Annotated in this window: 18 protein-coding genes, 2 pseudogenes and 1 CRISPR repeat array; of the genes and pseudogenes, 7 read left to right on the forward strand and 13 right to left on the reverse strand. The window is 66.5% G+C overall.

Annotation, left to right across the window (positions count from 1 at the left end):
- Positions 1-87: 87 nt before the first annotated feature.
- Positions 88-237, forward strand: a pseudogene (locus ACFXB5_RS31970) (ATP-binding protein); the annotation flags it as partial.
- A 33-nt stretch (positions 238-270) separates the two neighbouring features.
- Here ACFXB5_RS31970 and ACFXB5_RS31975 read toward each other — a convergent pair.
- Positions 271-1047: a class I SAM-dependent methyltransferase gene (locus tag ACFXB5_RS31975; protein ID WP_385214344.1), complete on the reverse strand. Its 777-nt coding sequence runs from the start codon at positions 1045-1047 to the stop codon at positions 271-273.
- Positions 1048-1056: 9 nt separating this feature from the next.
- Positions 1057-1896, reverse strand: coding sequence for a type I-E CRISPR-associated protein Cas5/CasD (gene cas5e / locus ACFXB5_RS31980; RefSeq protein WP_385214347.1), 840 nt, complete (start codon positions 1894-1896; stop codon positions 1057-1059).
- On the opposite strand from cas5e (ACFXB5_RS31980), the pseudogene ACFXB5_RS31985 reads away from it, so the two are divergent.
- Positions 1895-1954: pseudogene (locus ACFXB5_RS31985) on the forward strand (hypothetical protein); the annotation flags it as partial. The gene cas5e (ACFXB5_RS31980) and the pseudogene ACFXB5_RS31985 overlap by 2 nt on opposite strands.
- A 101-nt stretch (positions 1955-2055) precedes the next feature.
- A CRISPR array of direct repeats spans positions 2056-3793; the repeat unit is 29 nt; unit sequence GGGACCATCCCCGCGGGTGCGGGGAGCAG.
- Between the two features lie 219 nt (positions 3794-4012).
- Here the strand turns inward: ACFXB5_RS31985 and ACFXB5_RS31990 are convergent.
- The gene (locus ACFXB5_RS31990) at positions 4013-4216 is read right to left on the reverse strand and encodes a hypothetical protein (protein ID WP_385214349.1); all 204 of its coding nucleotides are present in this window, start codon (positions 4214-4216) and stop codon (positions 4013-4015) included.
- 871 nt (positions 4217-5087) lie between these two features.
- Here ACFXB5_RS31990 and ACFXB5_RS31995 point away from each other — a divergent pair.
- The 3 genes from ACFXB5_RS31995 (at position 5088) to ACFXB5_RS32005 (ending at position 8490) form a co-directional block, all read left to right on the forward strand.
- Entirely contained in the window at positions 5088-5789 is a 702-nt protein-coding gene (locus ACFXB5_RS31995; RefSeq protein ID WP_148717780.1) for a hypothetical protein, read from the forward strand.
- Positions 5790-5953: 164 nt separating this feature from the next.
- The gene (locus ACFXB5_RS32000; RefSeq protein WP_385214353.1) at positions 5954-7129 is read left to right on the forward strand and encodes a hypothetical protein; all 1176 of its coding nucleotides are present in this window, start codon (positions 5954-5956) and stop codon (positions 7127-7129) included.
- 53 nt (positions 7130-7182) lie between these two features.
- On the forward strand, positions 7183-8490 hold the full coding sequence (locus ACFXB5_RS32005; RefSeq protein WP_385214355.1) for a hypothetical protein: 1308 nt from the start codon (positions 7183-7185) through the stop codon (positions 8488-8490).
- Positions 8491-8498: 8 nt separating this feature from the next.
- On the opposite strand, the gene ACFXB5_RS32010 is transcribed toward ACFXB5_RS32005, so the two are convergent.
- Together ACFXB5_RS32010 and ACFXB5_RS32015 are read right to left on the reverse strand one after the other, a co-directional pair.
- A complete protein-coding gene (locus ACFXB5_RS32010; RefSeq protein ID WP_385214357.1) occupies positions 8499-9404 on the reverse strand; it encodes a nucleotidyl transferase AbiEii/AbiGii toxin family protein in 906 nt (301 codons plus the stop codon).
- A gap of 51 nt (positions 9405-9455) precedes the next feature.
- Positions 9456-10700 (reverse strand): hypothetical protein, encoded by a 1245-nt coding sequence (locus tag ACFXB5_RS32015; RefSeq protein ID WP_385214360.1) that lies wholly within the window; start codon positions 10698-10700, stop codon positions 9456-9458.
- Between the two features lie 76 nt (positions 10701-10776).
- Here ACFXB5_RS32015 and cas3 point away from each other — a divergent pair, with 76 nt between their 5' ends.
- Positions 10777-13722, forward strand: a complete 2946-nt coding sequence (gene cas3, locus ACFXB5_RS32020) for a CRISPR-associated helicase Cas3' (RefSeq protein WP_385214362.1) — start codon at positions 10777-10779, stop codon at positions 13720-13722.
- Positions 13723-13797: 75 nt separating this feature from the next.
- Here cas3 and cas6e read toward each other — a convergent pair whose 3' ends face one another.
- The 7 genes from cas6e to ACFXB5_RS32055 all read right to left on the reverse strand — a co-directional run bounded on the left by cas6e (position 13798) and on the right by ACFXB5_RS32055 (position 20640).
- Positions 13798-14604 (reverse strand): type I-E CRISPR-associated protein Cas6/Cse3/CasE, encoded by an 807-nt coding sequence (gene cas6e, locus ACFXB5_RS32025; protein WP_385214407.1) that lies wholly within the window; start codon positions 14602-14604, stop codon positions 13798-13800.
- A gap of 5 nt (positions 14605-14609) precedes the next feature.
- Positions 14610-15473, reverse strand: coding sequence for a type I-E CRISPR-associated protein Cas5/CasD (cas5e, locus tag ACFXB5_RS32030; protein ID WP_385214365.1), 864 nt, complete (start codon positions 15471-15473; stop codon positions 14610-14612).
- Positions 15473-16624, reverse strand: a complete 1152-nt coding sequence (gene cas7e / locus ACFXB5_RS32035; protein WP_385214367.1) for a type I-E CRISPR-associated protein Cas7/Cse4/CasC — start codon at positions 16622-16624, stop codon at positions 15473-15475. Before cas7e ends, cas5e (ACFXB5_RS32030) begins: the two co-directional genes overlap by 1 nt.
- Before the next feature lie 138 nt (positions 16625-16762).
- A complete protein-coding gene (gene casB / locus ACFXB5_RS32040; RefSeq protein WP_385214369.1) occupies positions 16763-17263 on the reverse strand; it encodes a type I-E CRISPR-associated protein Cse2/CasB in 501 nt (166 codons plus the stop codon).
- 182 nt (positions 17264-17445) lie between these two features.
- A complete protein-coding gene (gene casA, locus ACFXB5_RS32045) occupies positions 17446-19227 on the reverse strand; it encodes a type I-E CRISPR-associated protein Cse1/CasA (RefSeq protein WP_385214373.1) in 1782 nt (593 codons plus the stop codon).
- Positions 19228-19406: 179 nt separating this feature from the next.
- Complete coding sequence (locus ACFXB5_RS32050) at positions 19407-20555, reverse strand: restriction endonuclease fold toxin-2 domain-containing protein (RefSeq protein WP_385214376.1); 1149 nt, start codon at positions 20553-20555, stop codon at positions 19407-19409.
- Positions 20491-20640, reverse strand: a complete 150-nt coding sequence (locus tag ACFXB5_RS32055; protein ID WP_362026828.1) for a hypothetical protein — start codon at positions 20638-20640, stop codon at positions 20491-20493. The genes ACFXB5_RS32050 and ACFXB5_RS32055 overlap by 65 nt, the downstream gene beginning before the upstream one ends.
- Positions 20641-20854: 214 nt before the next feature.
- Between ACFXB5_RS32055 and ACFXB5_RS32060 the strand changes: the two genes are divergently transcribed.
- Positions 20855-22528 carry an ATP-binding protein gene (locus ACFXB5_RS32060; RefSeq protein WP_385214379.1) on the forward strand — a complete coding sequence of 558 codons (1674 nt, stop codon included), beginning with the start codon at positions 20855-20857 and terminating at the stop codon, positions 22526-22528.
- Positions 22529-22947: 419 nt separating this feature from the next.
- On the opposite strand, the gene ACFXB5_RS32065 is transcribed toward ACFXB5_RS32060, so the two are convergent.
- Positions 22948-23673 carry a hypothetical protein gene (locus ACFXB5_RS32065; protein ID WP_385214382.1) on the reverse strand — a complete coding sequence of 242 codons (726 nt, stop codon included), beginning with the start codon at positions 23671-23673 and terminating at the stop codon, positions 22948-22950.
- Positions 23674-23948 lie beyond the last annotated feature (275 nt).

The following is a 23948-nucleotide window of genomic DNA, read 5'->3' on the forward strand; positions in this document are numbered from 1 at the left end:
CCGCGAGATTCAACGAGGACCGCAGGAACGGGATACGGCCAGGTGGCAGCGGCAACTCGTGTGAGGGAACAAGTGCCAGCCCCAGATGGCTGGACCAGGACGTTCACCGATCCCCGCCTCTGCGCGGCCATCGTCGACCGCCTCACCTTCAACGGCACGATCATCGAGACCGGCACCGACTCCTACCGCCTCGCCAGCACCCGGGCTCGGGCCGAGGAACCCGCCAAGGCCAGCTGACACCTGCCATCCCACGCCGGGCGGTGGAATCACCTACTCGTCGGCGCGGGCCACAAGCAGCGGCTGGAAAAAGCCCGTCTCCTGCGGTATCCGCCACCCAGGGGCGACAAACCCGGCCTCGGCTGCGAGGCCGGCCAGCCGGTCCTGGCCGAGCGCCCAGTAAGTGGTCCGGCGGACCTGGACGCGCCATTCCCCGCCTGCCGGCAGGAGTTGGAAGTGTTCCAAGTCGTAGTGCTCGCCGTCGTCGTGCCAGTGCCAGAGCTGGAAGGTGACGGTTCGCTCCCCGCCGTCGGCGCAGTCGGTGACCCGGTGGACTTGCGGAGGCGTCGAAGCCGGGCGGTCGCGCAGCAGGTCGTCATAGGGGCGTGTGCTGACCAGCAGCAAGCCGACGGGACGCAGCACGCGGCGCATCTCGGCCAGCGCGGCGTGCACATCCTGCTCCGTCAGCAGGTGAGGCAGCGAGTTGTCGGCGCAGACGACGGCGTCGAACCGGCCATCGGGAAACGGGAGGCGCCGCATGTCGGCGGCGGCCGTGCGCAGGCTCAGACTCCGGCGGGCGGCCTCACGGGCAGCGCGGGCGGCGGCGCGAGAGCTGAGGTCGGTCCCGGTGACGCGGTGCCCACGCAGCGCAAGGCCGATGGCCTGCGTGCCAATGCCGCAGGAACAGTCAAGCACCGCCGCGCGATCCTGGCCGATCAGTGCGTCCAAGGCATCCCCCTGCCGACGGATGCTCGCGTCCCAGTCTGAGTAGATCAGGTGGTAGTCGTCGGCCAGTTCGTCGTAGAAGTGCGCCACTGACGTCTCGGACATGGCCCGAGATTACCGTGCCTGATTCCCCGGATGTGCTGATCGCCCCGTGATCGGCGCGAACCCCCTCACTGACGACAGTGCCGTCATTTCCCGTGAACATCTGCGAGCGCCCTGATCGCCAACTGCTGCCGAAACCCATCGACAAACGCTGCTGCTGGACGTGAACGAAGCCACGGCGGCCTGGACGTCGGGGTGGGGTACTTCCACGGTCTCGGTGACCACAGGGCGCAGGGCATGGCGGCGGAACTCGGCCGCGTAGCTGAGGGGTTGGTCGCGCAGGAAGTCCCCGCCGTTCTCACCGGGGCGGACCTCGCGCTGCACTGTCAGTGGGACGGTGGCCTGCCGGTCGTGCCTTTTGCGGTACCAGGGGGCTGCCTGCCACGGCTCGTCCCGCAAGGCCTGGGTGAGGTCTGTCTCGTGGTGCACGCCGAGCCGCACGGGGCGTGCCGGCGGGCAGGAGCGCCGACCGAGGAAGGGAGCGTGGATGGGAGCACGCAGTGCGGCGTCGAGGAGGTCGACGAGTTCGTCCTCGCCTTCGACTGCTGCGACGAACACGGCGTCGGCCAGGTAGTAGCGTTCCGAGACGGGCATGGAGACCTTTGTGATCTGGTGCCGCGCGGTCTGGTAATCGCGCACTCGGGCGCCGGGCTGGTCGATGCGGACGGCGAAGCGGAGCGCGGCGAGGCGGGCCAGTTCGGTGTCGTCGCCGCGGTCCATGCCGCGGGCGGCGGCGAGCATGCCGATGATGCCGCTCTTGGTGGGGGCAGACTCGGTGGTACGCCGGGCGAATCGGGCTGAGGCCCCCCATGCCTGCAAGGGGCCGTCGAGCCGGAGGGTGAGCACGCTCATGCGGGCTATCGAGTCGATCAACGCACGGCTGCGGAAAGCCACCCGCAACCGTGGACACTTCCCCTCCGAGCAGGCCGCGTTGAAGGTGCTCTACCTCGCCGTCCGCGAGCAGGTCACCCCAGGGCGACTTACACAAAGTTCCGTACACGCCCACGGAACGGGACCATCCCCGCGGATGCGGGGAGCAGGCGACGACGCAGTGGACATCACCCAGGGCCGCGGGACCATCCCCGCGGGTGCGGGGAGCAGGCCTGGACGACCTTTTCGCCCTGCGCCCTGGTGGGACCATCCCCGCGGGTGCGGGGAGCAGGGATCCTCGATGTCCTCGATGCGGCACCGCAGGGGACCATCCCTGCGGGCGCGGGGAGCAGTAGCCAGCCATGTTCCAATGTAGACGGGCCCGGGACCATCCCCGCGGGTGCGGGGAGCAGCCGGTGTTGCCCCCGCTCTGCCCCGCCGGGTCGGGACCATCCCCGCGGGTGCGGAGAGCAGTAGAGGTCGGGCAGGTCTGCGATCCGGCAGATGGGACCATCCCCGCGGGTACGGGGAGCAGGGCGGTGGTCGCCTTCTTGCGCGCCTGCTCCAGGGACCATCCCCGCGGGTACGGGGAGCAGATGCGGGCGACCCACTCCCCCGGCACGCGGCTGAGACCATCCCCGCGGGTACGGGGAGCAGGCGCTGGAGGTCCCGCTGCGCCACCCCGTGGAGGGACCATCCCCGCGGGTGCGCGGAGCAGTCGTAGCTGGCGGTCACCGGGAGCGTGTTGGTGAGACCATCCCCGCGGGCGCGGGGAGCAGGCCGCGATCGCGTTGAACGCGGGCTTGATGGCGGGGCCATCCCCGCGGGTGCGGGGAGCAGGCCCGTCAGGCCGCTGCTGACGCTCACGACCGGAGACCAGCTCCGCGGATGCGGGGAGCAGATCGACGCCAAGAAGCTGCCGCTGTTCTGGTCGGGACCATCCCCGCAGCTGCGGGGAGCAGTACCGGCACAAGGTGTTGTACGTGAACTCGCAGGGACCATCTCCGCGGGTGCAGGGAGCAGTTGAAGTAGAAGGCGGCGCCTTCGCGGCCTTCGGGGCCATCCCTGCGGGTGCGGGGACCAATCGCTCATCGCGCGGGACCCCGTCATTTTCTGGGGACCATCCCCGCGAGTGTGGGGAGCAGGCGATCAACGCCGCGGTGCTGAGCGTGCTCACGGGACCATCCCCGCGGGCGCGGGGAGCAGAAGGTCCCCTCTCCGCGCGGCCAGGAAGGGCGGGGACCATCCCCGCAGGCGCGGGGAGCAGAGAGGAGACTGGCATCGACCTGGCTGGCCATCGGGACCATCCTCGCGGGCGAGGGAGCAGTTCGTAGCGCCCGCACCCCCCGCACACACCGAGGGACCATCCCCGCGGGCGCTGGGAACAGGCCTTGTACTCGATCTCGTCGCCGTCGTCCGTGGGACCATCCCCGCTGGCGCGGGGAGCAGCCCTGTTCGTCCCCGCGCTCGACAACCTTGCCGGGAGCATCCCCGCTGGTGGTGCGGGGAGCAGTCCAACTGGAAGGCCGGACACCCATCGGTCGGGGGACCATCCCCGCGAGTGCGGGGAGCAGGAGACTGCTGTCTCCGCCCTCAGCTCTGAGTAGGGACCACCCCTGCGGGTGCGGGGAGCAGTACAGAACCCCGAACCGCCTTGCGCCGGCTTCGGGACCATCCCCGCGGGTGCGGGGAGCAGCGGATGGCGGCCATGACCCGGGTCGCGAGGAGGGGACCATCCCCGCCGGTGCGAGGAGCAGATCGGTGCCATCGCCCCGGCGCTCGTCCCGGTGGGACCATCCCCGCGGGTGCGGGGATCAGAAGGTGATGACCGTTGCCGCTCCGTAGAGAGGGGGACCATCCCCGCGCCGGCGGGGAGGACGATCCGCACCCCCGGGGACGTCGGCGGGGAGGACGGTCTTCTCCGCTCGGGCCATCCGGATGGCAGCGGAGCACCCCACATCGGTGGGGAGCACGAGAAGACGCTCGCGAAGGTGACCGGCGCGAGCGGAACACCCCCGCGTGGGCGGGGAGCACGGTAGTTGCCGGTGGTGCCCGTGAAAGAAGCGTGGAACACCCCACGTCGGCCTCCGGAACACCCTCACGTCGGCGGGGAGACAGGGGCGCCCAGGCTGCGCCCCTCGCTCCGGTCGGAAAACACTCCCACATCGGCGAAGAGGGACCCGGACTTGGGGTCGGCGTCGATGACGAGCACCGGAAACACCCCCACGTCGGTGGGGAGGACTACGCCATCATGGGCCGCGAGCACGAGGTTCCCGGAACACCCCACGTCGACCGGGAGCATGCGACGACACGCCCTGTCTCCCATGCCGTGATCGGAACCCCCACGTTGGCGGGAAGCACGGCTGTTCCCGGTACTCGGTGGTGGTCCTGAGCGGAACACTCCCGCGTCGGTGGGGAGGACCCCGGTGTCCGTCCCCTTCTCCACCACACCGGCGGAACACCCCCGCGGGTGCGGGGAGCAGCAGTACGTCCTGGCCGTCGAGCTCGGCGAGTCGGGACCATCCCCGTGTGCGGGGAGCAGCTCCAGACGGTGCGCGGCGCGTTCGGCCACCTGGGACCACCCCCGCGGGCGCGGGGAGCAATTCCAGTCCCCCATGATGAGTGCGGTTCGCCAGCAAGCGGGTGAGGAAGCCGCGAAGACTTGGCGGACAATTGGTCAGGACGATGACGGCCACCAGAGCGCTTCTTCGATGTCCGAGCCTTCATCTTCGGCGTAGTTGCGCCCGGCGGACACCGGGCGTCCGCCGTCGCTGTGTAGAACGACACGATCCGTGTCCGGATCGGCGGCTCTGCCCCCTCCTACGGCATTCGACAGAATGTATGGCCCCACGACAAGGGCACTTCCTTGATCGACAACTGCCGACGCCGGAAGGATACGGATCGCTCGTGCCGCCACTCCGCCGTAGGAGCATAATCACTGCCGCAGACCTGTTCGCCGCCCAACGGCCATACACTATCTACTCGGACGAAGCGGGCGAGTGACTGTTCTCGCTTGGGGCGCAGCTACTGATGGTCTTTGTGTGATGTCGCGCCATGGCCGACGATCGTCGCAGTTCAAGCGGATGCCGCGGGCGACATCACGCGTGGAATCTCAGTAACCTTGCCACGCAGCAGGTGATGTCGGTAGTGATTTCTGTGAGATGAGGAGCGCTGTGCGGCCAAACCGGATCTGCTTTTCTCGAACAGAATTGGCACCCCATCACCGCGAAGCTGACAAGGCGATCGTCTACCGTCAGATGGCCCGGGCCGCGCTCCTAGCCGCACTGAACGACTCCTATGACGCCACGTTCCGGGCTCCTGTGATGAGGCAGGCTGTGGCGCACCCGAACGGGTTTGTGAAGCTGCCCTTGGGGGTGGTTACTCACAGTGAGGGACGGTTGTTTCTGCACGTCTGGTTAACGGGAATTGAGGACACACAGGCTCACGATCATCGTTGGGACTTCTCGTCCACCGTGTTGCGGGGAGCCTTATACAACACCGTGCTGGACGTCGCACAGGCGGACGACGGGCAGGCGGCAGCGGCGCCGCAGTCTTCGATCCATCGGGTGGTCCGTTACCAACCCCACGAGGGAGGTTTCCGTTTCGACGCGCGCAATGAGGGTCGGGTGGACGTGGCGGTTCGGCCCACGAGAGTGGTGACGGCTGGAGAGCGCTATGGAATGTCAGCGTTCACGTTTCATCAGGCGAGGGCGGTGCCCGGGACGATGACCCTTGTCGCCAGGGGTGCACCGTTGAAACGGTACGCGCGGGTCCTGACACAGGGCGACGTTCCCGAGGAACGGCAGCGGTGGCGGCATGTGAGTCAGGCTGAGCGGCTTGGCTATCTTCGCGATGCGTTGGACTGCTTCGCGTGAGCCGGGTGCGTCATCGAAGCTTGGCTGGGGGTGACGATCCGCTCGCGCTGATCCGCAGAGATACGGTCCTGATCGTGGCTGTCCACATCTCAGAGCCTCCGGCTGCTCCCTTCCGTCCGGGGCCGTTGGAAAGGCGCTGGCGTGTCGGCCGACCTGACGAGGTGGTGTCCAGCGCCTCCCGCCGTGCGGCGTATACGCAGCGCCGTCTCGGCCCACTCCTGTGGGGTCCGCAGGTGCGCTGGCATCGGGAATTGCCCGATACGGCAGAGTCACCCGCCCGATTCCAGCTATCGGCGGTTGAGTTGGTTCGCCTCAACGATGCGACACTCGGCGCTTTGAAGGAGATGGATTCACCGGCGGAGGCGAACGGCGTGGCACTGCTACACGGCGCTCTGCCTCCAGATGCGCCCGCGCGACTCCCGAAAACGCTACAGGAGTGCGCCGATGTCGATGAGCATCATGGGCAGGGTGTCCATCGTGCTTGGGTGGCACAACAATTACCGCCGGGATGCCGGATCGCAGTCACTGAGCGTGAGGCGGTGCACTGCACACTCGTCACTCCTCGCAGCGGTCATCTGCGGCTGCATCCGGGGCGTTTGCAGCAGGGTTGGAACTCCATCGACCAGTGGCTGTGGCACATGCACCACGCGACGCTTTATCCACCGGGTCCTGAGGCTCTTGAGCAGCTCCAGGGTATGCGCCTGCCACTTCCTACCAAGGTGCGTGGTGTGCTGGGAGTCCGTGGGCTGACGCTGGTGGGCACCGAGCGGGACCCGGGTCGCGACGTTCCGCTCAACTACTACGACGGCACGAGCTATCACCTGACGACGCTGTATGCGGATGCCTTGGCTCTGGCCCGATTGCAGCAGATCGTGTTGGACGCATTCGGCCACGAAGTGGCGCGGATCGGGGAGCACGAACCCCGGCGGCGGAAAGTGGCGCAGCTGGAGAGGGATCTGCTTGTCTTCCGCCGCAGCTACTGGACAGCTGACTTCGGTCGGCAAAGCACCGTTGACGCCATGATGCGTGCTTGGCAACAGAGTGCTGGCTTGCAGCAGTCACTGCAGAGCCTGATCAACGACCTAGGCGAGCTGTCCCGCCAGGTGCAATCCGCAGAGACGGAGACGACCAACGCCATCCTGGGACTTCTCGCGGCCGTAGGGTTGCCGCTGACCACGGGGCTTGCTGTCTGGCAAGGACTGCCCCAAGCGGGAGCGTCGCTGCTGTGGCGGACCTTATCCGTCACTATGGTGGCCACGGTGGTCCTTGTGACGTTCTTCCCGGGGCTGCGCAGGCTGTTTGTGGACCTTTTCCGCCGCAGACGGCGGAGGCGGAGATGATGCCTGCGTTCTCGTGGCCACCTCGGCATGCTCCCGGGTACCCGTCCGGGTGTGTGGACACCGGCGATGTGCTGGCCCACTTCGCCCAGGCTGATCGCCGGCAGGCGACTGTGGTTGTTGTCACGAGCGCCTTGCGAGCCAGTGTGGAGGACAGCGGGGACCACGAGGCGGGCCTTGAGCGGGTGCGTCACAGCTTGAACACCATCGGTCGAAACTTCGGCGCCGAGTGGAATCCTTCGTATTACGGCAAGGATCTGGTCCTGGTCCGGGCTGGGAAGCATTCCCCTCCGGTAGGCGTCTTCGAGGATTTGCTGGGATCCGGGCCTGCGGGTGGTGGTGTCCGGCACGGCTGGGCATTGGACCACGTATCGCTTGCCGGGGACAGTGATGCGCGGCGCGAGAGGTTACTGCGTGCCTGTTACGGCATATCGATGGCCGCGCGGATGCGCCGGGATTGGCCGGACCTGCAACCGTTCCGAGCCGACGACGTGCTGGGGCAAGTCCCGAGGCTCCTCTCCGTAAGGCAGGGTGCCTCGCTGCTGGCAGGTGTACTCGTCCGTCCACTGGGCAGCCGGGAGACGGGCTTAGGGGCTGGGCCGGAAGAAGATCCACGTTTTCCTGGACTGCAGTCGGCAGACGCCTGGGAAGCCTTCTCAGCGGCACCCCCGCAACGGGGTATCTACGTGGTGAGCGATGTCCACGACATCGAATGGGGCACCCCCTGCCGACGGCGGTGGGGCGCGCGTCTTACGGAAGGCAACGCGCATCAGATGCTTCCCCTGGCCACGATGTGGCTGAACGGATCCCTGCCGCTGGCGGATGTGCTGCGCCGGGCCTACCAGCTACGCGTTCACCGGGAGTCGTTGCTGCTGGGACACCTTCGGACGATGAGCGACGCGGCCGCTGCCGGAGGCACGCTCTTCGCGACTCTGGGCGATGGTCTGTCCGGCATCGTCTCGGATGCGGCGCTGCTGAGGACGGCAGTGACCACAGCTAACGAATGGACCGCCGGCCAGATGCACAGTGGAGCCGGTCTGGCGCGGCTGGGCGAAGCAGGACTCGGCACTGCCCGCCGCCACGCACACTTCAGCCTGCATGTGACCAAGACCCTCAAAGGCACAGCGCACCGAGAGCGCATCCTGCATGTGTTCGGTGAACCCCTCAGTATCGATGCTGGCGACTCGGTCGTCGAATTCCTCTCCGGTCTTTGGAAAGCGGGGCCCGGAACGCCGGGCTTCCACCATCTGGCGCATGCCCTGCGGTGGCGCGGCTGGTGGCAAATGCATCTGCCGTCCAGTGCACATGCTCGGCTTGCCCTGATCTTCGACTCCGGGCACGACAAGAGTGTGGCAGACCCGTAACGGGCAGGTCATGGGGTTGCCCACTGCCATCTGGTGCATGACCACAGCTGTGGCACGTCCTCCGCTGCCTGGACGGTTACTGGACCGTACGGGGCTACAGGTGTCTGCAGTACTGGGCTCCAAAAGTGGGCCAGCTGGTCTACCGCCTCGGGCAGGCGGCCGAATGCCAGCCCATGGCGGAAGGTTGCCGTGTCCCAGAAATCCAGCCATTCCGTCGGCGGTGGTGGGAGGTGTGTCGGCCATTGGCGCCCCATGGCCGTGAACTCCAGGGCGACATCACTGCGGACTTCCTCAAGGAGCAGCTGGGGAGCGCTTGGGCTTTCGGCAGCCAGCAGGAAGTCGATGAGGTCGGTCCAGCGCGTGTTGATTTTGCCCCCGCCACGCTGTCGTGTGTAGCGCAACAGCTTCTGGGCCAGGCACCGGCTGAGGGTCGCCGTCGGCACCGTGACCGGGGAAGGCCAGGCAGGAAAGTCCAGCAGTGCGGTGCGTGTGTCGCCGGCGACTTCGGAGTCCGGTACCAGCAGGACGTTGAGCAGTACCTGCTCGTGGTCCTCCTCCGACCGTATTCTCACCAACGCGCGGTACACCGTGGCTTTGTCAGGTGAGCTGAACACAACAGGCTCCGAGCGCAGTAGCTGAAGTCGCTCCCCCTTCGGGCCGGGCGGCAGTTCGGAGGTGGACAACAGCAACTCCCCTGCGCTCGCCGACATGGCCAGGTCCACATCGTTCGGCAGGCGTGCCGTGGGGCCTATCCAGCCCAGGATCGCCGCGGACCCCTTGAGATGCCAGACATCCGGTGGCAGTAGTTGATCGATACTCGAGAGGACCGCTGCAACGGATTGGATCAGTTGGCGGTCACTTGTGGGAAGCGCGTCTTTGCCCGCCCCATCCCATCGTGCAGGTCGACCGTCCACTCGATGCCTCCTTGGTTATGTGTCCGCACCCGCCTCGGCAGAGCGCCAGCGTCACAGGAGGGTAGCCACACAGGGCGGATGATGCCGGATATCCGCTCCCTGGGCGATCCACTGGTGCAGGCGTTGAGATGATTCAGGCAACACATCCCGGCGTCCGGTACAGACGGCGACGCGCGCTGCCAGTTCCCGCAGGGCGGCGATCCCGCAGTCGGCGGCCAGGGCCAGCAAGCTGTCGGGGACATACGAGGCTACTTCTTGGTGCCGACCGGCGAGAGCGAGTAGTCGGGCGACCGCAAACAGATCCGGATGGGCTGCTCCCAACAGTTCCCGCACGGCCTCATGGCCTGCCGGTGTGTTCACGGCGCGGTCGAGGTAGTAGACGGCACGCGGCAGCAGTGTCGGCTGCGCGCGCACGATTCCGGGGATGCGCCGGGACACCTCCGCTTCGGGGTCTATGCGGGGCAGGGCGTATCTGAGGGCGCGCACGTCGTTGTTCTGTATGCCGCAGCGCCACACCTCTGGCGGGTTCCCTGCGACATCGCGTGCTGGCCCGGCGAATACGGTGGCCACCGATTCGGTGGTGCTCTTCTCCGCTGACAGGCGAAGCCCGAGGGCTTCGAGTCCGGCTTTTACTGCGGCACGGACATGCTCAGCTTCGGCGGTGTCGTGAACGAAGACATGCCAGTCGTCGCCCCAGCGGATCCACCGATCCGGCGCCATCGCGGTGAGTCGCGCGTCGATCGGGTGTAAGGCTGCTGTGCCGAGCCGGTTGGCCCAGCGATGCCCAGGAAACAGCGAGCGGCCGGTCTTGTGGTGCAGTTCCGTCAGCTGCTGGGCGAGCGTGTCGGTCATCCCCGGCGCATCGAGCAGCACGTGCAGAGGAAGCGACTCCCCGAATCGGTGGATGTCGAGTTTCAGTACGAGCGGTAGCTCCGTCTGGCGTCCGAGCGCGTGCATTCGGTCCCGTCTCGCGCGGTAGGCGCGGCGGTAGTCCCAGTCTGTTGAGCGGTAGCTGAGTACCTCAGGGTGTGGTCGGTGGCGGTGTAAGGATCGTTCGACCAGGAGGTGCATGTGGGCGCGTACGGTCGAGTCCACGACGGGTATGTCTTCCGTGCGCCGGGCGAGTGGGACCCGAAGCCACCCGATGTCGAGCTGAGGCGGCGCAGACAGGGTTCCGTCGGCCAGCGCCCGGGTGACGTCGGCGGCGCCGAGAGCGTCGGGGATCCAATCCGTCATCAGGTCGTGGCTGAAACCCATGCTGATCGCCCTGTTCGGCGGGGTGGCGTCGCCTCTCACAGCGGCATGATGTCACCCCGCAGGCAATTGCCCATGTGGTATCGCCAGAGGGACTGCGAGGCGCAGAGGGGGGAACATGGCCAACGGTTCGACGCCGCAGGACGGGCTGGACGTCCTCGCGGCGCTGGGTGTCTTGGTAGGAAAGACGCCCAGCCATGCCGACGGGACGATGAATCTGCTGCTGTCGCACATGCTGGACACCGCGGCCGTCGCCGACGTCATGTGGGAGCGGTTTTTGGCTCCGTCCACCCGGCGACTGCTTGACGAGATCGCCGGAGGTACGGACAGGGGGCGCGGGTTGTTCGTGTGGCTCTGCGGAGTGCACGACTGCGGGAAAGCCACTCCAGCCTTCCAGAGGAGATGGCAGACCGAGGCTGCGGCGGTACGGGCAGCTGGGCTGCGATGGCATGAGCCGACCGCCCAGCGGTTCGATTGGCATCACGGGCGCGCCGGAGGACACCTGCTGCAATGGCTGCTCAGGGATACTGAATGGCCGGACGAGCAGATCGCTTGGGTATGGCCGATTGTGGCAGGCCATCATGGCTTCTTTCCCGTCGCGAGTGCCCTGAGGCCGGACCCCAGAGCGCGTGGCCAGCTGGAGGGCGACGGGCGCTGGACGACAGTGCAGCGGGCCCTCGTTCAGCGCCTCACCGAGGAGCTGGAGCTGGGCTCGTTTGCGGACCTCGCGCCTGTGCTGGTGCCGACACGGGCTGCCCAGTTGCACCTGAGCGGGTTTGTCGTGATGGCGGACTGGATCGCCAGCGGTTCCAAGCAGTTCCCCGGTGTCGACTCTCTGGGTGAGGTGAGCTTCGCCCGCGCGCGGGATCGTGCCGGAAAGGCATGGGCCAAGATCGGCCTGCGGGGTGGCTGGGGGGAATTGCCCGAGCCCGAATCCGACGCTTTCGTACGGCGGTTCGGGTGCGAGCCGCGTCCATCGCAGGTGCTGGCCGTGGAGACGGCACGGCAGATGGAGACTCCGGGGCTATTGATCGTCGAGGCTCCTATGGGAGACGGCAAGACCTGGGCCGGGCTGATGGCGGCGGAAGTTCTGGCCGCGAAATTCGGCGCGGACGGCGTGTTTGTCGGTATGCCGGAATGGGCGACTCATGACCCCATGTTCAGGCAGGTCAGACAGTGGGTGAGCCGCATTGACTCGAACTTGGCCGCGCGCGTCTCCCTGCTGCACGGAAAGCGTATCCTCAACAAGGACTGGAGCGCGCTGCTGAGCGAACCACCCGAGGCTCGGCTTGGCGCAGTCGGCGAATGCGGAGAGCCCGCGGAGGGCGGTCGGTGCGTACCCGGAGGCAGTGGGCAGGCACACGCTGAACCATCGGGATCGCAGGTACCTGCCGAGTGGTTCTTCGGGTACGGGCGCGGGCTTCTGTGCCCCTTCGTCGTCGCGCCTCTTGACCAGCTGCTGTACGCCACGACCCGCACCAAGTTCGTGATGCTCCGTATGGCCGGACTGATGGGCAAAGTCGTCGTGCTCGACGAGGTCCACGCCACCGACGTCTACTCTTCGCAGTTCCTGCTGGAGGGCTTGCGCTGGTTCGGCCAGGCTGGCGTACCTGTAGTACTGCTGTCCGCGACGCTGCCGGCCGCGCAGCGTCAGGCTCTGGTGGACGCCTATCTCGCGGGGGCCGCAGGACGTGAGGAGTACACGGCTGACGATCTCAGCCAACCTGAGGGCTACCCTTCCATCACTGCGGCCTGGAGAGCACCGGAGGGCACCGGACACCGTTCCACCGCACCATCCTGTGTGAGCCGGCGTGCGGACCTATCCCTCACGGTCGAACTCATGCCGGAGCCGGTCCCGCAACCACATACCGATCCTGCTCTGCGTCGGATGGCACAGGACGCCGCCGACACTGCTGTCGCCGACCGGCTCGAGGAGGAACTGACACACGGCGGATGCGCCCTGGTCATCCGCAACAGCGTGGCGCGGGCCCAGACACTCTGCACCGCGTTGCGTGAGCGCTTCGGTGACGAAGTGGTGCTGCTGCACGAGCAGCTCCCCCTCGGAACACGCGCCGATCGCACGGCGCACTGCCTGCACCAGCTAGCCCCGCAACAAGATGGCCCGGGACGGGAGCGGCCCACCCGATTCGTCGTGGTCGCCACCCAGGTGGCTGAACAGGCATTTGATGTCGACGTGGACCTTCTGATCACAGACATGGCCCCGATCGACCTGCTGCTGCAGAGAATCGGCCGTCTGCACCGCGGTGACAAACTGCTCCGCCCTGCTCGGCTTGCCTCGCCACGCGTGATCGTCACGGGATACGCCTCCGGGGGCACCACCCCTGGTACAGACGACATCGACCCGCCTGCGGGTGGCCGTGGCATCCCACGGTTCCTTGCGTGTACCGAATCCCTCTACGACCGCCATCTGCTGCTGCACACGACGGCTTTGGTGTTCAGGGCTGCCGGACACCAGGGCGCATGGAGCATTCCAGCGGACATTCCCGCGCTCGTGGCGGCCGGATACGGCAGCGAGGATGTGACACCGCAACCGTGGCGGGACGCTGCACAGTCAGCCCGATGGCGTTGGGAAGATGAACAGCGTAAACGAACGCAGAATGCCTCACATCACCTTCTGACAAGACGCGGTGACAAAGAAGGGCCGACGCTGGCCGGTCTCCATTACCTGACCGTTCCTCCCAGCAGTGGCGACAGCGGCCTGACCGCCTTGGTACGGGACGGGGATCCGGGCTTGGAGGCCGTCCTCCTGGTGCGGGATGGCAGGAGATACCGGACCCTTTCGGGAAGTGTTCTGGCGGAGGACGGCGCCCTCCCGGATGAAGAATGGGTCAACGACGTTCTCGCAGGCGCGGTGAGACTCCCCGCGAGTTGCGGCCGCGGGGTGGCCGAGGCCCTTCATGTCCCGCCTGGCTGGGACAAGCACCCTTGGCTTGGCCGTAGCCGCGCTTTGGTTCTCGAGGCCGATGGAACCTCTGTCCTTTCCGGTCGGCGGCTACGCTTCGATACCGTTCTCGGGCTCATGGACGACGGCCCCGTTGCCTGAGGGGCGGTGGAAGGGAACGCGGCGTCTTTAACGTGGCGTTCCAAAGAAGTACCCGGAGGCCATCGTTTCCGCCCGTCAGCCCTTTTGGCCTCGGAGTGGGGCGAGGGTGAGCAGACCGCAGCCATAGGCCTTGGCTGGGCCGATTCCTTCCAGGAGCCGGGTGGTGAACGCGGCAGGGTTGGTGACACGCAGGCGGCCTTCGAAGGTGACGCTGTGGAAGGTGACACGGGGGCCTTTGCCGTTCTTCGTGAATGAGTGGCGACGGTGGGCGGTGATACGTACCTCACGCGCCGGGTTCGGATCCCAGGCCCTCTTCTCAGCCCCGGAGTCGCTGTCGGCCGTCGCTTGGGCCAGACCGGGGGCAGGAGCATCGGTGCGGGATACGGGAATGTCGAAACCCCACCGTTCAGTACGGGTGAGGAACCAGTCGAGCTGTGCGGCTGCGGTGCGATGGGCCATCCTGAAGCCCCGCCTGCGCTTACTCTCTGAGTCGTCAGCAATGCGAGCTGCCTGGGCAGACGTGGGCCTAGTCGGATTCTGAGTGTTCTGCACCGGGTTGGCGGTCAGACGGAACGCGAACTCCCGTCCTGTGGCGATCTGGTCGAGGAGGGCGGTGTAGTCGCGGACGGCTGCGTGTTCCCCCTCGGCGTCGGGCCATCCGGCCTTCTCAACGATGTGGGTCCAGTCGGGCTTGGACCGGGTGAGGACGAACAGGTATGGCCGGTGGGGATTGTCAGCGTCAAGTCGCCACAGAAGGCGCTCCCTGTCCGGGCTTCCGGGGATGCCGCCCACGACGGCGGCGTGCATCGCGCGGGGATTGGCCAGCAGTACGCGGCTCTCGGCGCGGAGTGGATTGATACGGATCCGGGAGAGGTAGGTCATGGCGGTCACCAGCCCAGCAGGGCGAAGGGGTCATGTCCGGCGGCCTCGTCCTGGCCGTCGGTGACGTTGGTGTCGGGCTGTGGAAAGCCGGTGGGGATGCTCAGCCAGCCGTGGCGCACGCGCCGGCTGGTGAAGCTGCGGGCGTAGGGGTCGAAGGACACTGGGGAGTCATGGAGGACATCGTCGCCCTCGGGGTCCTCGATGGTGACCGAGCGGTCAATGCGCGCTGGATACAGGGGACGGTCGAGGTCACGCTCGCGACCGCACTGAGCGGCGTACTGTTCGCGGGCTCGCCGAGATGCCTGCCACGGCTCGTCCCCCAGCACATCTTCGAGGCTTCCCTCACGGAGCCCGAGGGATATCGGCTGGGTGGGCGGGCAGGAGCGGCGCCCGAGTGCGAGTGGGAACGCGGGGGCACGGACGGCGTGGTCCAGCGTCTTCATCAGCTCGCGAGAACCACCGACGGCGGCCAGGAAGACCGCGTCCTGGAGGTAGTAGCGGGTTGTCACATGGGTGTGTTTGGGCGGTGAGGTCGGCCTCTGGAGGCCCTTGGCCGAGACGCCGGCCTGGGGCAGCGCCCGGCCCCGGTAGTCGCTGACAGTGTGGTAATCACGCAGCAGCGTTCCGGGCTGGTCGACGCGGATGCCCAGGCGCAGTGGAAGCAACTCGTCGAGAGGTTCCTCGCGGGCACGTCCGGCTGCCGCTGCCAGCAGGCCGATCACGCCGGATTTAGTGGGTTCTGCGTTAGTCTCACGCCGGTTGAAGGCACTGCGTGAGCCCCACGCCTGGAGCGGCCCGGCCAGCCGGAGCAGCAACACCGCCTGGCTATTGCTTTGCGCTCCTTGTGAGCTGGTGGAAGGTGGTGTCATCAGGCGGCCTGCTTGACGGTGTCGGTGAGGTAGGTGCGCAGACCGGCCAGGAGCTGGGGGAAGGTGACGGCCTCACCGAAGGTGTCCGAGAGCAGCTCCGTGGTCTGTCCGCTGTCGGTGAAGGTGTGGCACAGGGAAGTGAAAGCCGGCGCGTCTCCCCAGGCCCGGGTGGCCGTTGCGTACTCGCGTGCGAGGCGGCGGGCGGAGGCCGCTGCGATACCGGAGGAGGTCGCGACCGGCTCTTCGAAGGCGGAGACGAGATTCACCGGCTGGTCGTCGCGCACCACGACCGCGACCAGGCTGGGCAGAGTCCGGTGGGCGAAGGAATTGCCGTAGCCGGTGGGCATGGAGCGGGCGAAGGAAGTGACGAACTCCTCGACCGCGGTGACGGCCGCCTCCTGATCCGTGAGGTTGCGCAAGAGCTGGTGCAAGCCGACTGACGCGTAGCGGTAGAGGGTGGCGGAGTTGAAGCCGATTGTCCCGATCATGCCCGCACCGGTCTCCTCCCCCTTCTTCGTCTCGTCGTCGACCGCAGTGAAGTAGTCGAATTCCAGCTCGACCGCATGGGTGGACAGCGCATGAGCCACCTGTGTGGCCGCGTCGACGTTCAAGGCCGGGATGTCGGCGACCATGCGGCCGAACAAAGCGACGTCCATGGGGTGACCAGTGCTGAACTTTTCCTGGACCGGCAGCTGCTTGATCTCGGCGACCAGCTCCGTGTCGTCGAGAGCGACGAGTTCAGCAGCCCGGTCGTGGATGAGCGCGGCCACGTCATCGAGCTGGCGATGGCCGTAGAAGAACAGATAGGCGGTGTCGCCCTCCTTCTTGCCGGCACTGATTTTCAGCGGTGCCAGCAGTGCGCCCGCCAGGCGGGCCGATGCCTCGGTGTCCAGGCCGGTCCGATCGGCAATCCTGTCGGCGAGGGCCCCGTTGATACGCCGGGTGCGGGTGGCCAGGTCCTGCTCGGGTACCCGCTCGGTGAAGTGGACGCGGGTGGCACGCTTCCACGCTTGGGAGGAGACCCGGGATCGGCGGACGCCGCCGTAGTACGCCTCTTTGGGGTTGCCCTGGTCGTCGCGGTTGAGGTTGGCCGGGGGCACGGTCTGCAGGATATGGACATCGACGTACGTACGGGGCGGGGGAAGTGCCATGAGGTCCTCCGGTGAATCGGTCGGTGAAGTGCAGCGGGTGCGGCCTTTGCATGCTTCGATCACGGCGGGGACGCCCAGGATGGTGGCGGTGTGACGTCGGCGTGAGCAGGCGAGCACTCAGAGGTCTGCCGGTGAGCTCTAGGAGGCGTTCACGGGAGTTTCTGTGTCCGGCCGCGAGCCCCAGGTGTGGTACGCGAGTCCCCAGGTGCGGCGGACACGCCGGCGCGATTCGGGGTAATGCCAGTCCTTGATGTCACGCAGCAGTCGGTCGTAGTCCAATGGCTGGCCGATGGTACGCAGTTGTGTGACCAGTCCGCGCAGCCGGTACACCAGGGTGGGCACAGAAGTGGCGTTCACCGCGGCCGCGACCCGGCGGTCAACGGCCTCCTCGCTGAAGCGGTCGCTGCGGCGCAAGGCGCGCAGGGCCTCCCCCACACTCGCTCTGGGCTTGTGCATGGGGCGACGCTGGCTTTGCTGATGGAGGCCGTAGAGCGACAGGGCCGCGTGCTCGGCCTCGAGTTCCGGGGTGACCTGTCCGTCGGTAGGACTGGTGTAGAAGGGCCAGAGCGCGGGGACGGTTGCCGCGGTGTGGCCTAGCCCCGAACGCAAGGCGGCCAGGTCTTCCCCAGGGGGCTCCATAGGTGCCTTGCTCCTGGGATCCATGCGCCAGGTTCCGTCGGTTCGGACGTACTGGGCCCAATAGCGGGGGGTGGAGGTCGTCGAGGTGCTGGTGGGGTCAGGGGCGGTGGGCACAGCGTGCACCCTTCCTGCGAAGATCTCGATGGTGATGGTGTCCTACGCCGATCTGCCGCGGCCAGCGCTCAGGCGGCCTTACGTCGAGCAGCCCGGCGGGTGAGGATCGCGTCCATCCGGTCTCGGAATCCGCGCTCGGCAGTGCTGAGCCGATACGCGCGCTCCTTGCCGTCTTTGGCCACGATCCGGCCGCTGAAGAGACTGGGAGCCGCGGTGGAGAAAACCTGCTCGGCTACCTTCCATGTCTCCCGCCCGGCTTTCTCCTCCCACGCCTCGAGCCCTTGCTCGGACCGGTCGAAATCCTCACCGACCTCACGCAGCCCGACCAGCAGGCGTCGCATCAACGGATCGAGAGCGTGCAGCAGGGTCTCACCCGGGCGCTGTCCCTTGTCCCAGGGAATCGGCTCACTGCCGGCGGCCCGCCGCAGGTCGGAGGAGAGATTGTTCACCGCACCGGCAAGCTTCTCCGCCTGCGCCACAGCCTCCAGCACACAGCCGAAGATGATGCCGTCCGGGTTCAACGCGGCCAGTGGCAACGGGATCTCATCGAAGAACACATCTTCAATAACCGATGATTGAATGCCGTAGACAATGCCGGTCAGCTCCAGCCGCAGCGGATACCCCGGGGGCAATCCTTCCCGCACCACACTGAGCTGATCAAGCAGAACGCTGGTATGGAAACCAGTCCGAGTGTCCGTCGCCTCACGCTGTTCGCTGACATAGCTGACGGCCAGCAGGGCCTCCAGACCACGCCAGGCCGCCCTGCCTGGCTGATGCCGACGAGGGCGTACAGCGGATGCCGCCTCAGGCTTTCCAGCCTGCTTCTTCCGGGCTTTGGCGCTCTCGACAATCCACGAGGTGTGCGGTTCGTGATCGGGCGCCGTATCGAGCCGGTCACCAGCTGCGACAATGACTCGCTGGACCCGCACTCCCGCCTGAGTCTCCTCAGGGACTAGCCGGATACGCCGCGCCTGCCACGTCCACACATCCAGCAGCCCACGGGACGGGCGGATCTGCCAAGCAGGCGTGGCACACGACAGCGTGTCCTCGACCCTGCCCTCGACGGCGCGCCGCCGCCATTGCGGCAGGTCATCCGACAGCGGAGCCTGACCGAAGGGGATGTTCAACAAGAGAGTTTCAAAGATGGTGCGCCCCACCGGCATGACGACGCCCAACTGCCCCAGGGGCCCGACTGGGTTACCGGTCGTCTTGCCCGCTTTGACCTGCGGGTCACCGACGACACCGGTTTTGATGGCGGCCGTGTCCCAGCAGTGCGTATGAACCAGCCAGCGGGCTGCCTGCGCCGGGGCGAGCGGCAGCGGATCTCCCTCAGTGCGGGAGGAGAACAACGGCACGTTATTACCCGTAGCGGCTGTGGCGATCAGCAGGCTTGATCCCTTGCTCTCACCCTTCGCCGTGTGCAACCCCGCCACCTGAGCGAAGGGATGGACGGCATCGAGCAGATCGAAGGACTGGCGGTGTTTATCCAGGTAAGCGGTCAAGATTGCACTCTGCTGAGGCGAGAAGGCCCCCGCACGGAACATATCCAACCACTCGGCGGCATCCGCAGGCGGACCGAGAGCGTCAACGACGATCGGCAATAGCAACTGGCGGAAGATCGCGGGCTTCTGCGTGGGCAGGTCGACCACGATGTCCTGGAACTGATCTGCGCTCAGAAGGAGACGCCGAACGCCAGCCTTCTCGACCGGACCAAGCCCGCCCTGCGGCCCTCCCCCTGCAATTGTGCTGACAGTCCTCGCAGACAGCCACGGCTCATCCAGCAAACTGAACAAAATTGGGCTCCCCTCCCAATTTCCTCCGTCTAACGACGTGGCGTCAGCCTTGCACACCAGCCCACGGCTCCGCATGATGAATGCCAGAATCCACCTGCCCCAGTCTTACTCGCCAACGCACCATCGCGGGTCGGGGATGTTCCGTTCCTACGTCTTCACAGCGGGTTGGCCCCGCGAGCGCGGGGATCACCGGGGGTGAGCTCGGGTGAGGCCCGCGCCCGCCCTCGGTACAACCCTTACCCACAGGCCGGCGTCAACCTGAGAAGCGGCTGGCCCTGCGACCAGGGGAGTATTTCCCAGGCGCCGCATCCGTCGTGCGCTATATGGAGCCCGCGCCAACGGCATGATCCGATCCGCCAGAGGCGGGCCCGGGACGACCCCGCAGACGCGGGGAGCAGCAGTCCACCGCAGTGAGGCGGTAGCTGGGACGAGGACCAGCCCCCCGGGTTCGGGGAACAGATGAGCGCCTGGAGGATCAGGCCCATGGCCTTGGGACCATCCCCGCAGGCGCGGGGAGCAGCTCTCCAGCCGCTTCTCGTACGCCTTCTCGTAGGGACCATTCCCGCGGGTGCGGGGAGTAGACCAAGGGCAGCCTCGACGGGTGAAAGGCCGGGGGACCATCCCCGCCGGGTGCGGGGAGCAGGGACCGCCGGTGATGGTGACGGTCTGGACCTCGGGACCATCCCCGCGCGTGCGGGGAGCAGTTCGAGAACACCGAGACCGGCGACGGCCGCGTGGGACCATCCCCGCAGGTGCGGGGAGCAGCTCCACAAGCACCACCCGGCCAGGCGGCCCATGGGACCATCCCCGCGGGTGCGGGGAGCAGACTCCGTGACCTGCATGTCTATCTGGCAGTAGGTTCCCCACGAAGCACTTTCACGAAGTCCGGCATTCCAGGCATACACCTTTCGGGGTCCACACCGTAAAATACCCGGCTTGAGGTCGCCGGCTTTAACCCATGTGGTCGGCGATCGGGTCACCCTCGCCGTCCTCCAGAGTGACACTGACACTCTTGGTGCCGCCGCCTGGACCGACTCGTGGTTGTTCGTGACCGTCTCGACTCCTCGCATCTCCGTGTTCCTCGGATCATTGAGCGCGGCGGCGTACTTCTTGAGCTCGTCGGGATCCGACCGGTAGAGGAAGTCCTTCTTCCCCTTCTCGTGGTTCTCGCGGAGTTCGTCGGCACGACGCGCCCATCGCAGACCGTGATAGGCCGCTACAGTCGAGCCCTTCCGACTCTGTCCAGCACGCAGACGATGGCGGATGCGGACGCTTGGGTAATCAGGTGACTCATGGCTGCGAGCATCTCGGCTCGCCCAGTCATTCGCGGCCCATGAGTTGGGCGAGCAGTGCCACCACGGCAGTTGCTCCCACCAAGGCCGCACCGACCTCGGGGGCATGCAGGGTCAGGGCGACGACGAGGACTCCGACCAGCAGGAGAACTACGAGGCGCAGGCTGATTTGTTCCATGAGGATCTGCCTTCCGTGTGGCACCGACTGGGTTGTGCATCCAGAGTGGATGCCTTACGGACGGCTCTGACGGCTCAAGACAAACACTGACAGCATCGGCCAAGTACAGCCGCTGCATGACAGACGTGACAGATCCTGAGATCCGTGAGTGCAGGCGTCGGCGCGCCTGATCTCAAGGGGCCCCGACGAAGTATCATCAGGAGGGGAAGAAAAGGTGGTTGCTCAGCCGTGGAAGAGGCCCACGCTCGTTGGTCAGCCTGACCTGAAGAAGCTGAACGATGAACTCCACGATCTGCGGCTGGACGCGGGCCTCCCGTCAGCGCGGACTATTCGCGACCGCGTTGGGAAGGATGCGCAGGACTACTGGATCGTGAATCACCAGGCAGTTCTGGACACCTTCCAGAAGCCAGATCTTCCGCAGTGGGGCCGCCTTGAGGTCATCGTCCGTGTCCTGGCCGAAGTCGGTGGACACATCGACGTAGACGGCGAGGTGGACCGTTTCAAGGGCCTGTGGAAGCACGTCGTCAGGGAAACAGTAGCCCAAGCGTCAGTACAGCCTCCAGCGGATAGCGCATCTGCCGACGATGACCATGTGGACGACACGGCTGATCATTCCGAGGAGTCGACGGAACAGGACACCAGGAGTTCAGGCGGGCGAGCAGCGGAAGAGCCACCGGCCAGCAAGGAGACGCCACCCAACCCTGACCGGGCCGCTGCGCAGTTCAACTACGCGGAGGAGTCCTTGAAAGGGCTAATTCTCAACGCAGCCCAGGCCCTTTGGTACGACAAGGATGCTTTGCGAGTGTTTCTCGGCGTGGTCCGCCGTAGCGAAGGCTTCGCCAAGATGGCTGATGCCGCAGAAGAGCGACGGCCAGCGAACGCGACGTTCTACGGTGTGAAGAGCAGAGAGTTCGAGGTGTCCCGCTCTCCAGCGCGACTGGAACTGGTCACACTGCATCGCCGCCTTGACGAGCACAGGCTGAAGCGCAAGTGGTCCTTCACCGACTTGGAGGAACAGACGGGCGTCTCGTCGGATGCGTGGATTCGCTGGTACACCCACGATGAACTGCCCGAGCGTGAGGCACTCGTCGCGTTCTCTCACATGGCAGGACTCCAGATGGAGGATCACGTCCTGCTGCTCGGGCTTTGGGATGCGGCCCGTGCTGCCTTGAAGGCACAGCAGCGCTCTGACGTATTGCCGTCCGAAATCAGCTTCGACGCGGCCTGGGCAATGCGTGACCCGGCGGCACCGAGGATGTGGGCACTTGCAGGAGTCGGCAACGTCGGAGATGAGAATCTAACCGCGTACGGCCCAGATCTTGCCTCAGGCACAGCTCCCGCATTCGCCGTGGTCGGGCCCTCAGGGGCAGGTCGCTCGACGGCACTGGTGACCATCGCACGCTCTCTGCTCACGTCGGGCACCCAACTCGTGCTAGCCACACCCAGGCCATCGCCTCTACGGGAATTGGCTGATCGAGACGGAGTGGTGGCCTGCTTCGATCAAGACGATGTCGGACACGACGAGCTCGAGGAGGCATTGTCTGGGGCGTCTGCTGACGAACCGATCATTGTCGTGATGGACGACGCGGAGGTCTTGGGCGAGTGCGATGCCCGGCGTGTGCTGCGGAACCTGCTGGAGCACGGCTTCGACGAGGGTACGGCGCTGGTCCTGGGAGGCGATGAGGATAGGCTCCGGCCGCGCTATCCCTGGTTGGACAGGGCGAAGAGAGCCCACCGCGGCCTCGTTCTGTCTCCTCAGGAGCGGCACGCCGGTGATTGGATCGGCATCAAGACGGGAGATTCCGTTGTCGGCAGCTCACTCACTCCTGGCCGGGGATGGCTGCACCTTGGAGACGGCAATCTCATTGCGGTGACCGTGCCGTGCTGAGGTTGCCCATGATCGGACGGCACCCGGTGTGGCCCGGTGAGTGGTCCAGCCATCTCTTCGTGATCGACGATCTGGACGAGTACGCCAAGGCCCAAAGGCCCACGGCATAAAGCACGACGTGCAGCGGACGGGGCTGGCCAAGCATGTGCACCAGGTCCGGTGGACCGAGTCGGACGGCGAGCAGAATCCTCGCAGCCCGTACATCGACATCGAGGTCGTGCTGCACTGTGGGTGCAAGATTGAGGTCTCGGCGTGTTCGCTGCGCAAATGCGGGAGCAGAAGGGCTGGGTGGTGGCCACCTCGGTCGGGTGGAGCCGCTGCAGCGACCCGAGGGCACCACGTACTCCCTCAGAGTCCGCCGCAAGAGCCTGACTTCCTGAACTATCCCGGTCAGGATCCTCCGGGATGCTTCCTGACGATCAGCGGCGGAATCCGCTGTGGGGATCTCGCGCGTGGACGTTCAGGAACGGTTCGAACCAGGTTGCGGCACGGAGATCGCCGATGCCCATGTGCTGGTTCGTCTCGCCACCCGGGTCCTCGATCCCGTCGATGCGAGCGTTGTAGAGCATCAGCACGTCGGTGTCCTGGAAGAACACTTCCGAGCACATGTCGAAGTCGTAGTCGTCACGGTGGGTGGGGAGCCTCCCCTGGCCACCCACTGCATAGCCTTCATCCCCGCGGTCTCCCGCGCCACGGATGGCGAGGTGAAGGACAAGCTCCTCGACCATGCAGGTGGGCTCCGGCCACTGCCCGCGCGCGAGGTCACCAGCGAGGTCGTCGGCGGCCCGGGCGAACCGACGGCGCCACTGAAGGTCGGCCGCGAAGGTCAGCTTCGGGAGACAGGCGAATACTTCCCAGTGCCCGTCGTGCTCGTCGGGCACTGGGGGCTTGTCACCGAGTTCCTCGCTGTCGTCGTACGCCTGGTCGACGAGCACGCACAGTTCCGTGTAGAGGACGTCGGCGGTTCGAGGGGTGAGCTGCCACTGGCACTGGCCGTCTTCGCACTCCGGGTCGTCGCAGTGGGGTGCCTCCAGTGGGAACAGCTCCGCGAAGTCCAGGGTTCTCTCCTCGGTAGATGGCTGCGCCGGCTCGCCTAGGCGGACAGCCGCCGAGTACCGCCAGCCGGTACCGAAGTCGGCGACCATCGCTTCCTCGCTCCAGTCGGAGACCTCATGCCCCTCTCGGTGTGGAGCCTCAGGCCCTGCGCGGCGTCTGTGACCTTGTCCGCGCCCTCGATCTCGCGGTCTGACTCGCCAAGCCACATCAGGGCCCCGATAACGTCCTGAGGGTCGTCGTCCTCGGGGCCCTCGTTCGGCAGGACAGCCTGGGACGACAGCCAGTGGCGACCGTTCTCTACTGGTGAGTCAGGTCGCTCAAGGTCTTTTCGTCCTGTTCATGCGCGTCAAACCCCAGGCCCCAG

The organism is Streptomyces sp. NPDC059455 (assembly GCF_042750115.1).
Taxonomy (GTDB): domain Bacteria; phylum Actinomycetota; class Actinomycetes; order Streptomycetales; family Streptomycetaceae; genus Streptomyces; species Streptomyces endocoffeicus.

What these genes read in the sequence shown, in the direction of transcription:
- ACFXB5_RS31975 (WP_385214344.1), bottom strand. Translation starts at nt 1,047, where the DNA reads ATGTCCGAGACGTCAGTGGCGCACTTCTACGACGAACTGGCCGACGAC.
- cas5e (WP_385214347.1), bottom strand. Translation starts at nt 1,896, where the DNA reads ATGAGCGTGCTCACCCTCCGGCTCGACGGCCCCTTGCAGGCATGGGGG.
- ACFXB5_RS31990 (WP_385214349.1), bottom strand. Translation starts at nt 4,216, where the DNA reads ATGCTCCCGGTCGACGTGGGGTGTTCCGGGAACCTCGTGCTCGCGGCC.
- cas3 (WP_385214362.1), top strand. Translation starts at nt 10,777, where the DNA reads ATGGCCAACGGTTCGACGCCGCAGGACGGGCTGGACGTCCTCGCGGCG.
- cas6e (WP_385214407.1), bottom strand. Translation starts at nt 14,604, where the DNA reads ATGACCTACCTCTCCCGGATCCGTATCAATCCACTCCGCGCCGAGAGC.
- cas5e (WP_385214365.1), bottom strand. Translation starts at nt 15,473, where the DNA reads ATGACACCACCTTCCACCAGCTCACAAGGAGCGCAAAGCAATAGCCAG.
- cas7e (WP_385214367.1), bottom strand. Translation starts at nt 16,624, where the DNA reads ATGGCACTTCCCCCGCCCCGTACGTACGTCGATGTCCATATCCTGCAG.
- casB (WP_385214369.1), bottom strand. Translation starts at nt 17,263, where the DNA reads ATGGAGCCCCCTGGGGAAGACCTGGCCGCCTTGCGTTCGGGGCTAGGC.
- ACFXB5_RS32055 (WP_362026828.1), bottom strand. Translation starts at nt 20,640, where the DNA reads ATGGAACAAATCAGCCTGCGCCTCGTAGTTCTCCTGCTGGTCGGAGTC.
- ACFXB5_RS32065 (WP_385214382.1), bottom strand. Translation starts at nt 23,673, where the DNA reads ATGGTCGCCGACTTCGGTACCGGCTGGCGGTACTCGGCGGCTGTCCGC.